The following is a 12,068-nucleotide window of genomic DNA, read 5'->3' on the forward strand; positions in this document are numbered from 1 at the left end:
ATTAAATTAGTTTCTTCAAATAGTGGAAGAATTTTTTCTTTGATATTTTTTTCAGAAACCTCCCAGTCAATAATCGCATCCCTGAAAGTATCATCTGTGCGAAGCAAATCCCTGACATCGATCCATTTGTTGGACACCTTTTCTTCATTTAAATAATAGCTTACTATGGTGCTTGATAAAAGCTCACCAGCACATACCACCTGGTCATAATAATAGTTGTAATCCTTTACGGGCTTATCGTGCAGCAACCATTCTACTTCTGTAAAAAAATTTAGCAAATCGTTGGTAGCTGCTTCCCATTGCTGAGTAACAGCATATTTTAATAACGTTAAATGATTCTGTTTGATCTTGTCGAAAAGTTGCAATGCGTCTTCTTTTCTCCCTGCGTAAAAAGCTTCCACAACTTTTTCCAGCGCATTAGTAATTTTTCCCATTGCTGAAATCACAATCAAAATCTTGTCATCTTCATAGCCTTTTAGAATCGTAGCAAGATTTTGGATTCGTTGAAAACTATTTATACTGGCACCTCCAAATTTAAACACCTTCATAACAACGATTTTCTTTTAGGGTAGCAAAGTAAAATGAATTCTTAATGTTATTTAAATTTTTTATCTGTTAGCGATTAATTTAAAATATGAAAATCAACACACTAATTATTCATAAAAAAAGGAGTATCCACGCATTATATAAACAAGGTGAATTGATTAATTGAACTATTTTTGTTTCCTTTAAAAAAATAAATCCGGCATAAGCTATGGTTAACAGGCAGGTACTAACCTTGGATGAATTCACTATTAGGGAGATGCGGGCATTTCCTAAAGCCACCGGTGAACTGGCCGGACTTTTAAGAGATATAGGCCTTGCTGCAAAAAGAGTAAACGTAGAAGTAAATAAAGCAGGGCTTGTCGATATTTTGGGCGATACGGGCGACGTGAATGTACAGGGAGAAGAGGTGAAAAAGTTAGATGAATTTGCCAACGACCAGTTTACACGAGTATTGAGACATGGAATAAGTTGTGCTGGTATTGCCAGCGAAGAACTGGATGATGTAGTCATTTTTGACAATGAAGTCAGCCGGGCTTCAAAATACATTTGCATGTTCGATCCGCTGGATGGCAGCACTAACATAGATGTCAATGTATCTATCGGAACAATTTTCAGCGTCTATCGCCGCGTGAGTGAAACCGGAACTTCCTTAACAATAAAAGATTTTCTGCAGCCAGGAATGCGGCAGGTAGCGGCAGGTTATATTATTTACGGATCCTCTACTATCCTGGTATATGCTACAAAAAGAGGGGTCAACGGGTTTACATTAGATCCTTCAATAGGCGAGTTTTGCCTGAGCCATCCGGATATTCATTGCCCGGAAAATGGGAGAATATACTCAGTAAATCACGGAAACTTTTTCCTTTACACTGAGGAGGTAAAAAAGTATATTGATATTTGCCAGCGAAAAAATAAGTCTAACGGCGGCCCTTACACGCAAAGATATATTGGGAGTATGGTGTCGGATATACATCGTAATTTAATAAAAGGAGGAATTTTTATGTATCCCGTTACACCCGCAAAACCAAAGGGAAAGCTGCGCTTGTTATACGAGTGTAATCCTCTTGCCTATATAGTAGAGCGTGCCGGCGGGAAGGCTACCGATGGCACGCAGAGAATACTGGAAAAGCATCCAACTGAATTGCATGAGAGAACTTCTTTATATATAGGAAGTGCCTTGATGATGGCCGAGTTGGAAGAATGCCTTGGGGTGAGTATTTAGGTGATGGCAGGTAGGTTAAAGGTGACTGGTCAATAGTCAATAATCAACATAAATTGAAAATGTTTTAATATTCGTATCATACAAAGCAAGAACAACAAATGGAAGTAATTATTTCAGTTAAAGATCTTAAAAAGAATTACGGCAAGTTTGAAGCTGTAAAAGGAATTTCTTTTGATGTTTATTCAGGCGAGATATTTGGATTGCTCGGACCTAACGGGGCTGGTAAGTCTACGACCCTTGAGATTATAGAAACACTTCGCGATAAAACTTCAGGAAAAGTTATTGTTGATGGCCTAGACCTTGATAAATCACCGGATAAAATAAAAAAAATTATTGGTGTACAATTGCAAACATCGGGTTTTTATCCAGGCTTGAATCTTCTTGAATTGATTGATCTTTTTTGCGGATTATATAATACCAGCACCGACTCTATGAAGTTACTGGAAATGGTTAATCTCAAAGACAAGGCAAAGAATAAATATAAAGAAATGAGTGGTGGACAAAAGCAGCGTTTTTCAATTGCCACTACGTTAATAAACCAACCAAAGATAATTTTTTTGGATGAGCCTACCACCGGCCTTGATCCGCAGGCACGGCGTAACTTGTGGGAACTGATAAAGCAGATTAGAGACAAAGGAACTACCGTTATTATTACGACGCATTATATGGATGAAGCCGAACAACTTTGCGACCGCGTTGCTATTATGGATGAGGGAAAAATAATTGCACTTCAATCTCCTGATAAATTAATTGATGACCTTGTTGAGTCCGGTTTTGAGCGGCCAAAGGTTACCAAGTCTGCCAATCTTGAAGACGTGTTTATTCATCTTACCGGAAAAGATTTCAGAGAAGATTAAGAAATATTAATGCCGCAAATCCGTTACTTTGCCAAACTTAAAAATTTAAACAAGCCTCAATGAAAAAAATACTCTTTGTTTTACCAATACTAATTTCAGTTTCCTATGCACAAACTAAAAAGCCCGCGACAAAAACAGTTGCAAAAAAACCTGTAGAACTCGCCAAACTTAGTACGTTGGACAGCCTCAGTTATGCAATGGGTGTTCAAACTGCTGAATATTACAAAGCCCAGGGAGCAGAAAATATAAACCCTGCTATGGTTAAAAAAGCTTATGAAGACGTTTACAATAACAAAACACTTTTAATTTCACCTGAACAATGTAACATGACTATACAAAATAAATTACAGGAATTTATGATGGCAAAAACAAATGCAGAAAAAGCTGCCGGAGCAAAATTTTTAGAAGAAAATAAAAAACGTACCGGCGTAATTACGCTGCCGGACGGTTTGCAATATGAGATACTTACAGCGGGAACCGGGCCAATACCGACGGCGACAGATACCGTTAAAGCCAATTATATCGGCGCATTGATTGATGGCAAAGAATTTGATAATTCCTACAAAAGAGGAGAACCGCTTACCATACCGGTAGGAGGCGTTATACGTGGCTGGACCGAAGCCTTACAATTAATGCCGGTGGGAAGCAAATGGAAATTGTACATTCCCTCCGATTTAGGTTATGGAGATCGCGGAGCCGGTGGCGCAATACCTGGCGGTGCGGCCCTGGTATTTACAGTTGAATTGCTGGATATTGTACATAAATAATAATCTGTTTTATGGCAAACGAAGAACATCATTTAAGTTATCCTATCGGCACTGAAGAAGAAGGACTTACCTATAATGATCTGTATGGTAACGCTCTGAAATTTAAGTTATTGAGCGATATTAAAATGCTTCCTGCCATGTTGGAGTTCGCGATCCAGAATTTAAATGCTGAACAACTTGATACGCCTTACCGGCCCGGCGGATGGACAGTTCACCAACTTATTCATCATATTGCCGACAGCCATATGAATGCCTATATTCGTTTTAAACTTGGATTAACGGAAGACAATCCTACTATAAAACCCTACGATCAGGAAGCCTGGGCCTTGTTACCCGATACGAAAAATTTACCGATCAATGTGTCTCTCACTTTACTTCATGCTTTGCATACGCGTTGGTACGAACTGATGAATAATATGTCGGAAAACCAATGGCACCGTACTGTATATCACCCGGAGAGAAAGAAGACAATGACCTTATGGTCTTTATTAAAGACGTATTCGTGGCACGGTCTTCATCACACAGCACATATCACAAAACTCAGGGAACGAATGAAATGGGATTAAAGTTCAGATGAAAGAGGAGAGGTGAAATATGAAAGGTAATAAGTTAGAGGCGTTACTTTTGTTTACTTTAGGTGGTTAGCATGTAATAGAGTCCCTGGTATGGGACTTCGTGTAATTCGTGTCTTATAATTTGTGTAATAAACTGCTCTGTATGAAATGGAAAACTTTATCTTCAGAATACATAACAAGACACAAATATTTTACTGCAAGAAAAGATAAATGCATAACTCCCGAGGGAAAGATTATTCCCGAATATTTTGTGGTGGAATTACCGAAGACAGCATGTGCCCTTGCAATTACTGAAGACGGGAAAGCCGTGATGATAAAACAATACAGGCATCCGGTTGAAGAAGTGTTGCTTGAATTACCAGGCGGATTCATTGATGAAAACGAATTACCCGAAATAGCCATGGCAAGGGAATTGATGGAAGAAACAGGCTATGAGTTTACATCTGTTGAACAGGTAGGAATAGCTGCTGCAAATCCCGGTGTGCTCAATAATTATACATGCTTTTTTTTGGCGAAAGGTGGAAAAGAAACCGGCGTTCAAAATTTAGATCCCAATGAGGATATTGAGGTTGTTACGATTCCTTTTGATGAGTTAAAAAAACTGTTTCTTGATAATAAAATTGTTCAATCGCTTCACGCTAATTGTATCTTTTATGCGTTGAGAAAAATGGGAGCGATATAAAAGGTAAATGGACGATAGTCACATACCAATTATGCAATCAAATTTACTTCGCCCACAACAAACACGCTGCCACACACAATAATCATATCTTCTTCAGATGCATTATCCATAGCAGCTTTCAAAGCCCTATTTACTTCAGCGTACGATGATCCTTTTAAATTGAATTTTAGTGCTCTTTGCAACAATTCGCTTTCCGGTAAAGCACGTGGTGTTTGCGCTTTAGTAAAATAATAGGAAGCATTTTTTGGCAATATTTCGAGCACCTTTTCTATCTCTTTATCTTTTACCATACCAAACACAATATGCAGGTTTTCATAAAAGGTATTTTTAACCTGGTTAATTACCTGTTGTATTCCATCAACATTATGCGCCACATCTAAAACTACAGTCGGGTTCCGGCGTATAACCTCCCATCGGCCATGCAAGCCGGTGCTATTTTTTACATGGCTTAATGCCGATTTAATATTTTGCTGTTGTAATGAAAAGGTATTTTTTATCGCATCAACAGAAGTCAGAACCGTTCGTAAATTTTTTGCCTGGTAAAAACCTGTAAGATCAAGTTCGTAGGTATTCGTTTGTGTGTCAGCGTTATGAAGCATTTGAACCTGCAATAATTCGTTTGCCGGAGTTGCTGCAATAATTTCATATTGCTCTTCAGCAAAAAATATCCGCGCATCTTTTTCTTTTGCTTTATCCGTGAAAATTGTTTTGGTTTCAGCAGTTGTTTCACCGATAACTACCGGTATTCGCTGTTTAATGATACCCGCCTTTTCTCCTGCAATTTTCGAAAGTGTGTCACCCAAAATATCCATGTGGTCAAATCCAATATTAGTAATAATCGAAACTTCGGGAGTGATAACATTTGTGCTGTCAAGCCTGCCGCCAAGGCCGGTTTCGATTATGGCGATATCCACTTTTTGGTCAGCAAAATATTCAAGCGCCATTACAAAAGTGACTTCGAAAAATGACGGATTTATTCCCTCAGAAAATGCTTTCGTCTTTTCGACAAAATCAATTACAAAATCCTGTGGGATCATCTGACCATTCAGCTTAATTCTTTCGCGGAAATCTTTCAAATGAGGGGAAGTGTATAAGCCCGTTCTATAGCCATTTTGCTGAAATATTGCGGCGAGCATATGGCTCGTTGAGCCTTTTCCGTTAGTTCCCGCAATATGAATGCTTTTTATTTTATTTTCCGGGTTCCCGAGATAATTACAGAGTGCAATGGTGTTATTTAAATCGGCTTTATATGCTTTAATGCCGATGCTGCTAAAGAGGGGAAGTTTGTTGTAGAGATAATGTATTGTTTGCTCGTAATTCATGGGGAGCAAATATAATTACCGATTGGGATAAATTACCGATATAAAAGTTTTCTGTTTAGGAATTTCTGGTATCCATTTGATTTTACGAAAACATACTTTCGACATAACTACTTTTCGTGTCCTATCACTTATTTACTTTTAATTTCTGCGTCATGTTCGCTTTCTGAATAGTGAGCGTATTTAGGCAAACACATAGCTTTAGAACTAACGCCAATGATCGAAATTTGGGAGTGGCTTGCTAAGCTGAATGCAAAAATATTTCAGCAGGTAACTGAAAATAATCTTTTAGTCTTTGCGCCATCTTTAATGTGATGTCACGCCTTCCTGCAAGTATGGAGGAAACATGTCCCTTTGAGCCAATTATAGGCTCCAGGTCTTTTGGCTTTATACCTCGTTCCTCCATTTTTAATTTGATAACTTCTATGGGATCAATTTCAGGCAAGGGAATATTTTTATCCTCATAATCCTTAATCAAAACCAATAATAAAGCCAGTTCATGAGATTCAGAGGTATTTTCTTTCGCCTGAAAAATAGATAAAGTTCTTTTGATCGCTTTTCTATATGCTGCTTCCGTCTTTAGTACTTTCCACTGCATGCTATTTGTTTTTATAATTTAAAATGCTTGTATCAAATTCAATAGTTTCCGCATCAATTCTATCATACTCTTTATGTGTACCGAACCATATAATGTAAGCTGCCAATTGATTAAAATTTACAGAGACAATCAAACGAAAATCATTTCCCTTAATATTAAATATAACTCTATTATTGGCTACAATGCTTGCGTTTCCATAAACAGATTTTAATTCATTAAAATTGTGAAATTCCTGTTTTAAGAATTCATTATACCACGTTAATAACGGTATTCTTGCCCCCTTATATTTATCGATATAAAAAAGAATCGACCTTTTTACTATTATATTCAAGGAATTAAAGGTAGTTAAAAGTTTTCAAAATGAAAACTTTTAGAAACTCGAAAGTTTTAGCTTTTCAAAACAAATACAAAAAGGATCGTGCCGCTTTCAACATCCTGCTGGCTTGGGGGAAACTTTAATTGTTTTGCTTTATCTATTGCAATGCTTCGCAGAGAACTATTTGAGGTGGTGGTTCCACGTGCTATTCCTGCATCGACAACCTTACCGCTGGCGTCAACTTTTATGTCAACATATACTTTGGCGTTTTCGTTAAAGTCATCCGTCATGTTAGGGAAATGGATAATTCTTCGGCCTGAAAGTCCACGAACTACGCTTACACCACTTCTGCCACCGGGTGAATTCCCATAAGCATCAGGTTTGCCATCCGGGCTACCTGCATCACCATTGCCGGGTTTGTAGCCCTGGTTCCTATATCCATTGTCTTCTGTGGCGCCATTGCCGCCATTGCCCGTGCCTCCTTTATACAGGGGAAGTTTTGGTTTTGGCGGTGCAGGATTTGGATTTACGACTGGTGATGGATTTATTTTTTTAGTTGTTTTTTCGGTGCTGGGCTTATTTATTTCTTTGGCATCTTCCCTTGGCTTCTCTACTTTGGTAACAGGAGCCGCTTCTTTATCATCGTTATTCTCATCTGCCTGAACATTTCGTGTAGGCTCTTCCGTTACCCTGGCGGCTTTTTGGTGCGATGGCATGCTTTGATTATCCGGCGCTCTGTCTCCTTTCACAAGTGGCTGCACGTCGCCCATGCCTTCCTGTTCGTTTCCCAGGTTTACATCAATTAAATCCTGCACAGGGGGAGTTGGAGGGATTAACAAAGGCCATGTATAAAATATAGCAATGATCAGGAAAAGGCCAACAATGCACAATGTATACAGTAAAGCCTTCCTGTTTTTTTCAGCTTCGAAATGATGATTGATTGTTGCAGTTTGCACTTAAATTTTTTTATTCAGATTCAAATTTATGCCATTGTAAAAAAGTTCTGTTATCGTAAATGTTAAAAGATTGGGATTAGACTCTTATTCCAAATAGCAAACTTCCTATTCTAACCATGTTACTACCTTCCTCAACAGCTATTTTGTAATCGGCGCTCATGCCCATGCTGAGGATTGACCATTGACCATTGACCATTGACAATGTTGAATATCTGTCAAACAAAGATTTCAGCATTCTAAATTCAGCCCTCACTTTTTTCATGTCATCCGTGAAAGATGCTATTCCCATCAATCCTTTAATTCGTATATTTTTATAATCCGTGAAATCCGTGTCAAATAATTCTTTCAATTCATTTTCATCCAGGCCAAATTTGGTTTCTTCTTTTGCGACGTGAATTTGCAGCAGGCAATCGACGACCCGGTTTATTTTGTTTGCCTGCTTATTTATTTCTATTAATAATTTTTTACTATCGACACCATGTATTAAAGATACAAATGGGGCGATGTATTTTACTTTATTCGATTGAAGATGGCCGATAAAATGCCAGCGGATATCTTTTGGAAGCTGTTCGCATTTGTCAGTCAGTTCCTGAACGTAGTTTTCTCCAAAATCTCTTTGGCCAAGGTGATATAATTCCAGTATTTCTTCAACAGGCTTTGTTTTAGAAACTGCCACCAATGTTGCGTTTTTGGCTTTTAATTCTTCTAAGATAGTATTGTAGGCTTCAAAATTTACAGGCATGATTAGACGAAGTTCAATATAAACAGGTTAATAATCCATCAAAACGAAATAACAATTTAAATTGTGCAGTAAAACCTGTTGGGTTTGTCATTTCAAAATTCCACGGCTGATAACAATGCGCTGCACTTCGCTGGTGCCTTCGTATATCTGGGTGATTTTTGCATCACGCATCATTCTTTCCACGTGATATTCCTTTACATAACCATAACCGCCATGTATCTGAACAGCTTCTGTCGTAGCCCACATCGCAGTTTCACTTGCAAAAACTTTTGCCATGGCCGCGCTTTCAGTATAATCTTCTCCCTTATCTTTTTGCCATGCAGCCCTGAAACATAACAGCCGGGCAGCCTCTACTCTTGTTGCCATATCGGCGATTTTAAACTGAATAACCTGGTGATTCTTAATTTGTGTACCGAAAGCTTTTCTTTCTTTTGAATAAGCAATGGATCTTTCCAGTGCTCCTGAAGCCAGCCCCAATGCCTGGGAAGCAATACCAATGCGGCCTCCTGATAATGTCATCATTGCAAACTTAAAACCGAATCCATCTTTCCCAATTCGATTTTCTTTCGGGACTTTTACATCCGTAAACGAAATACTGTGTGTGTCACTGCCGCGAATTCCTAATTTATTTTCTTTGGCACCCACTGTAATGCCGGGTGAATTTTTTTCAACAATAAACACGTTGATTCCGCGGCTACCTTTTGCAACATCTGTCTGTGCAAATACAAGATATACCGAAGCGCTGTTGCCATTGGTTATCCAGTTTTTAACGCCATTTATAACGTAATGATCATCTTTCTCGACGGCAATAGTCCTTTGCGAAGTGGCGTCGCTTCCGGCTTCCGGCTCACTTAGTAAAAAAGCTCCAATATATAATTCGCCGTCTTTAAGGCCCTGCGCAAGCGGAGATAAATATTTTTTCTTTTGCTCTTCTGTGCCAAAAGCTTCTATGCCATAACAAACCAAACTGTTATTAACGCTCATACATACACTAGTGCTCGCATCCACTTTACTGACCTCTTCCATGGCCAGTACATAACTTATGGCATCTAAACCTGAGCCGCCATAATCCGGGCTGATCATCATACCCATAAAACCCAATTCCGCCAATTTCATTACTTGTTCGCGGGGAAATTTTTGTTGCTCATCTCGTTCAATCACTCCCGGTAAGCATTCGTTAATTGCAAAGTCTTTTGCGGCCTGGCGTATCATTTCCTGTTCTTCAGTTAACTTAAATTCCATAATAAAAATTTGTAATACAAAAATACGTTGGGCAAATGATAATTGCGTGATAACAGGGCAACATATAATTCACTATTCATAACTCGTGATTCATTGTTACCTTTGCGCACTTTATGAAATATTTGAATGAAATACAGAAGCGCAGAACGTTTGCAATTATCTCTCACCCGGATGCGGGAAAGACAACGCTTACTGAAAAATTTTTATTATTTGGAGGTGCCATTCAAACGGCAGGTGCTGTAAAAAGCAATAAGATTAAAAAGCACGCTACCTCCGACTTTATGGAAATAGAAAGACAACGTGGTATTTCTGTTGCTACTTCGGTAATGAGCTTTGAATATAAAAATACTTTGGTAAATCTTTTGGATACTCCCGGCCACAAAGATTTTGCTGAGGATACCTATCGCACTTTGACGGCCGTTGATAGCGTTGTTTTGGTAATTGATTGCGTGAAAGGTGTTGAGGAGCAAACAAAAAGATTAATGGAAGTCTGTAGAATGAGAGACACTCCTGTTATTGTTTTTGTAAATAAATTGGATCGTGATGGGAAAAATCCATTTGATCTCCTGGATGAAATTGAACTTGAATTAAAAATTCATTTACACCCATTAAGCTGGCCGATAAATATGGGCAGAGATTTTAAAGGAGTTTATAATTTGTATGAAAAAAGCCTCTTATTATTTAACCCAAATCAAAAAGCAACAGAAGAAGATTATCTGCCATTGGAAAATTTGAATGATGATATTTTGGTAAAAAGAATAGGAGAGAAAGATGCTGCGCAATTGAGGGAGGATGTGGAATTGATAGAAGGCGTGTATGGAGAGTTTGATAAAGAGCCTTATTTAAAAGGAAAGGTTGCTCCCGTTTTTTTTGGAAGCGCTATTAATAATTTCGGTGTTAAAGAATTGCTGGAAACATTTATTCAAATTGCGCCGCTGCCGCAGCATAGGGCAGTTACAACAAGAATAGTAGAACCTGCCGAAGATAAGTTTAGCGGTTTCATATTTAAGATACATGCGAACCTCGACCCAAGACACAGGGACAGGATTGCTTTTTTAAGAGTCTGCGCCGGTAAATTTGAACGTAACAAATATTTTCATCATGTGCGTTTGGACAAGAACGTTAGGTTTAGTAATCCTTACAGCTTTTTGGCAAGAGATAAAGATGTGATAGATGCAGCTTTTCCCGGTGATGTTATTGGCTTGTTTGACACGGGTAGTTTTAAGATAGGAGACACGCTAACTGAAGGCGAAAATTATTATTATACCGGTATTCCATCTTTCTCGCCGGAAATATTTAAAGAAGTTGTTAATAAAGATCCATTAAAAACCAAGCAGCTTGAAAAAGGTTTGTTACAACTTACCGATGAAGGCGTAGCGCAATTGTTTACACAGTTTGGCGGAAATAAGAAGATTATTGGTTGTGTGGGTGAACTACAGTTTGAAGTAATTCAATATCGTCTGTTGAATGAATACAGCGCCTCCGTTCAATTAAATTCACTTCCCTTTTATAAAGCATGCTGGCTCACTTCAAAAAATCCAAAAAAGCTGGATGAATTTATTAGATTTAAATCTTCCAATATAGCTGAGGATAAAGATGGGCATTTGGTTTACCTTGCACAAAGCGAATGGTTTCTCAATACCGAGCGAACCAACAATCCCGAGATTGAATTTCATTTTACGAGTGAAATTCATAAATAACGTTTAATGATATTCGAAACAAAAAGGTTATATGTCACAAGGTGGCAGCTACATGATTTAGGTGCACTGCATGAACTATACAATGATCCTGCTCTCAAGGAATTTATTTCGCCGAAACTTACATTAGAAGAAACGCGACAGATTTTTGAAAATCAATTAAATCTTTACAATACCCATTTTCCTTTCGGGAGGTATTTTATTGTTGAGAAATGCAGCGATAAATTTATTGGTCTACTTCTTTTCAGGAAGGATAATAAAAAGGAAGGAGTGGAAATAGGATATTCACTAATTAAAGAAGAATGGAATAAAGGATACGCCACCGAGATCATTAAAGAAAGCATTGCCTGGTTGTTTGAACAAGACAGGTTTTTATCAATCTCCGCCATTACAGAATTGTCTAACGAGAATTCAAAAAATGTCTTGTTGAAGTGTGGTTTTCAGCCTGAAGAAAATTTTGTCGAGAATGGCAGAGAGATGAATTTATTTGGTATTTTAAAAGAAGACATATTAGTCTTATAATGATCACCTAAGCAAGGTTACTGTTCC

General features: G+C 38.1%; 14 protein-coding genes. 7 read left to right on the forward strand and 7 right to left on the reverse strand.

The window, feature by feature from the left end; genetic code table 11:
* A partial coding sequence (locus tag ACO1O5_RS08310) for an amino acid kinase family protein (protein ID WP_486269378.1) occupies positions 1 to 548 on the reverse strand: 548 nt, incomplete at its 3' end.
* A gap of 206 nt (positions 549 to 754) precedes the next feature.
* Between ACO1O5_RS08310 and fbp the strand changes: the two genes are divergently transcribed.
* From fbp to ACO1O5_RS08335, 5 genes are all read left to right on the forward strand, one after another.
* Positions 755 to 1,768 carry a class 1 fructose-bisphosphatase gene (gene fbp / locus ACO1O5_RS08315; RefSeq protein ID WP_486269379.1) on the forward strand — a complete coding sequence of 338 codons (1,014 nt, stop codon included), beginning with the start codon at positions 755 to 757 and terminating at the stop codon, positions 1,766 to 1,768.
* Positions 1,769 to 1,866: 98 nt separating this feature from the next.
* Complete coding sequence (locus tag ACO1O5_RS08320) at positions 1,867 to 2,625, forward strand: ABC transporter ATP-binding protein (protein ID WP_486269380.1); 759 nt, start codon at positions 1,867 to 1,869, stop codon at positions 2,623 to 2,625.
* A 59-nt stretch (positions 2,626 to 2,684) separates the two neighbouring features.
* The gene (gene bamJ / locus ACO1O5_RS08325; RefSeq protein WP_486269381.1) at positions 2,685 to 3,392 is read left to right on the forward strand and encodes a BamJ family beta-barrel-assembly machinery protein; all 708 of its coding nucleotides are present in this window, start codon (positions 2,685 to 2,687) and stop codon (positions 3,390 to 3,392) included.
* A gap of 11 nt (positions 3,393 to 3,403) precedes the next feature.
* A complete protein-coding gene (locus tag ACO1O5_RS08330; protein WP_486269382.1) occupies positions 3,404 to 3,958 on the forward strand; it encodes a YfiT family bacillithiol transferase in 555 nt (184 codons plus the stop codon).
* Positions 3,959 to 4,109: 151 nt separating this feature from the next.
* On the forward strand, positions 4,110 to 4,649 hold the full coding sequence (locus ACO1O5_RS08335; protein WP_486269383.1) for an NUDIX hydrolase: 540 nt from the start codon (positions 4,110 to 4,112) through the stop codon (positions 4,647 to 4,649).
* A 29-nt stretch (positions 4,650 to 4,678) separates the two neighbouring features.
* On the opposite strand, the gene ACO1O5_RS08340 is transcribed toward ACO1O5_RS08335, so the two are convergent.
* The 6 genes from ACO1O5_RS08340 to ACO1O5_RS08365 form a co-directional block, all read right to left on the reverse strand.
* Complete coding sequence (locus tag ACO1O5_RS08340; RefSeq protein ID WP_486269384.1) at positions 4,679 to 5,971, reverse strand: bifunctional folylpolyglutamate synthase/dihydrofolate synthase; 1,293 nt, start codon at positions 5,969 to 5,971, stop codon at positions 4,679 to 4,681.
* Between the two features lie 238 nt (positions 5,972 to 6,209).
* A complete protein-coding gene (locus ACO1O5_RS08345; RefSeq protein ID WP_486269385.1) occupies positions 6,210 to 6,566 on the reverse strand; it encodes a helix-turn-helix domain-containing protein in 357 nt (118 codons plus the stop codon).
* A gap of 1 nt (position 6,567) precedes the next feature.
* Entirely contained in the window at positions 6,568 to 6,897 is a 330-nt protein-coding gene (locus ACO1O5_RS08350; RefSeq protein ID WP_486269386.1) for a type II toxin-antitoxin system HigB family toxin, read from the reverse strand.
* A gap of 56 nt (positions 6,898 to 6,953) precedes the next feature.
* Positions 6,954 to 7,838: a hypothetical protein gene (locus ACO1O5_RS08355; protein WP_486269387.1), complete on the reverse strand. Its 885-nt coding sequence runs from the start codon at positions 7,836 to 7,838 to the stop codon at positions 6,954 to 6,956.
* A gap of 76 nt (positions 7,839 to 7,914) precedes the next feature.
* Positions 7,915 to 8,580, reverse strand: a complete 666-nt coding sequence (locus tag ACO1O5_RS08360; RefSeq protein WP_486269388.1) for a YggS family pyridoxal phosphate-dependent enzyme — start codon at positions 8,578 to 8,580, stop codon at positions 7,915 to 7,917.
* Positions 8,581 to 8,667: 87 nt separating this feature from the next.
* Positions 8,668 to 9,822, reverse strand: a complete 1,155-nt coding sequence (locus ACO1O5_RS08365) for an acyl-CoA dehydrogenase (protein WP_486269389.1) — start codon at positions 9,820 to 9,822, stop codon at positions 8,668 to 8,670.
* A gap of 113 nt (positions 9,823 to 9,935) precedes the next feature.
* Here ACO1O5_RS08365 and ACO1O5_RS08370 point away from each other — a divergent pair, with 113 nt between their 5' ends.
* Both ACO1O5_RS08370 and ACO1O5_RS08375 read left to right on the forward strand, forming a co-directional pair.
* Positions 9,936 to 11,522 carry a peptide chain release factor 3 gene (locus ACO1O5_RS08370; protein ID WP_486269390.1) on the forward strand — a complete coding sequence of 529 codons (1,587 nt, stop codon included), beginning with the start codon at positions 9,936 to 9,938 and terminating at the stop codon, positions 11,520 to 11,522.
* A 6-nt stretch (positions 11,523 to 11,528) separates the two neighbouring features.
* Positions 11,529 to 12,041, forward strand: coding sequence for a GNAT family N-acetyltransferase (locus ACO1O5_RS08375; RefSeq protein WP_486269391.1), 513 nt, complete (start codon positions 11,529 to 11,531; stop codon positions 12,039 to 12,041).
* Positions 12,042 to 12,068: the final 27 nt, after the last annotated feature.

It is taken from the genome of Ginsengibacter sp., assembly GCF_057362405.1.

Bases quoted from the DNA above. Each gene is read 5' to 3' on its own strand.
- fbp (WP_486269379.1), top strand. From the start codon at position 755: ATGGTTAACAGGCAGGTACTAACCTTGGATGAATTCACTATTAGGGAG.
- ACO1O5_RS08320 (WP_486269380.1), top strand. From the start codon at position 1,867: ATGGAAGTAATTATTTCAGTTAAAGATCTTAAAAAGAATTACGGCAAG.
- bamJ (WP_486269381.1), top strand. From the start codon at position 2,685: ATGAAAAAAATACTCTTTGTTTTACCAATACTAATTTCAGTTTCCTAT.
- ACO1O5_RS08330 (WP_486269382.1), top strand. From the start codon at position 3,404: ATGGCAAACGAAGAACATCATTTAAGTTATCCTATCGGCACTGAAGAA.
- ACO1O5_RS08335 (WP_486269383.1), top strand. From the start codon at position 4,110: ATGAAATGGAAAACTTTATCTTCAGAATACATAACAAGACACAAATAT.
- ACO1O5_RS08340 (WP_486269384.1), bottom strand. From the start codon at position 5,971: ATGAATTACGAGCAAACAATACATTATCTCTACAACAAACTTCCCCTC.
- ACO1O5_RS08345 (WP_486269385.1), bottom strand. From the start codon at position 6,566: ATGCAGTGGAAAGTACTAAAGACGGAAGCAGCATATAGAAAAGCGATC.
- ACO1O5_RS08360 (WP_486269388.1), bottom strand. From the start codon at position 8,580: ATGCCTGTAAATTTTGAAGCCTACAATACTATCTTAGAAGAATTAAAA.
- ACO1O5_RS08365 (WP_486269389.1), bottom strand. From the start codon at position 9,822: ATGGAATTTAAGTTAACTGAAGAACAGGAAATGATACGCCAGGCCGCA.
- ACO1O5_RS08370 (WP_486269390.1), top strand. From the start codon at position 9,936: ATGAAATATTTGAATGAAATACAGAAGCGCAGAACGTTTGCAATTATC.
- ACO1O5_RS08375 (WP_486269391.1), top strand. From the start codon at position 11,529: ATGATATTCGAAACAAAAAGGTTATATGTCACAAGGTGGCAGCTACAT.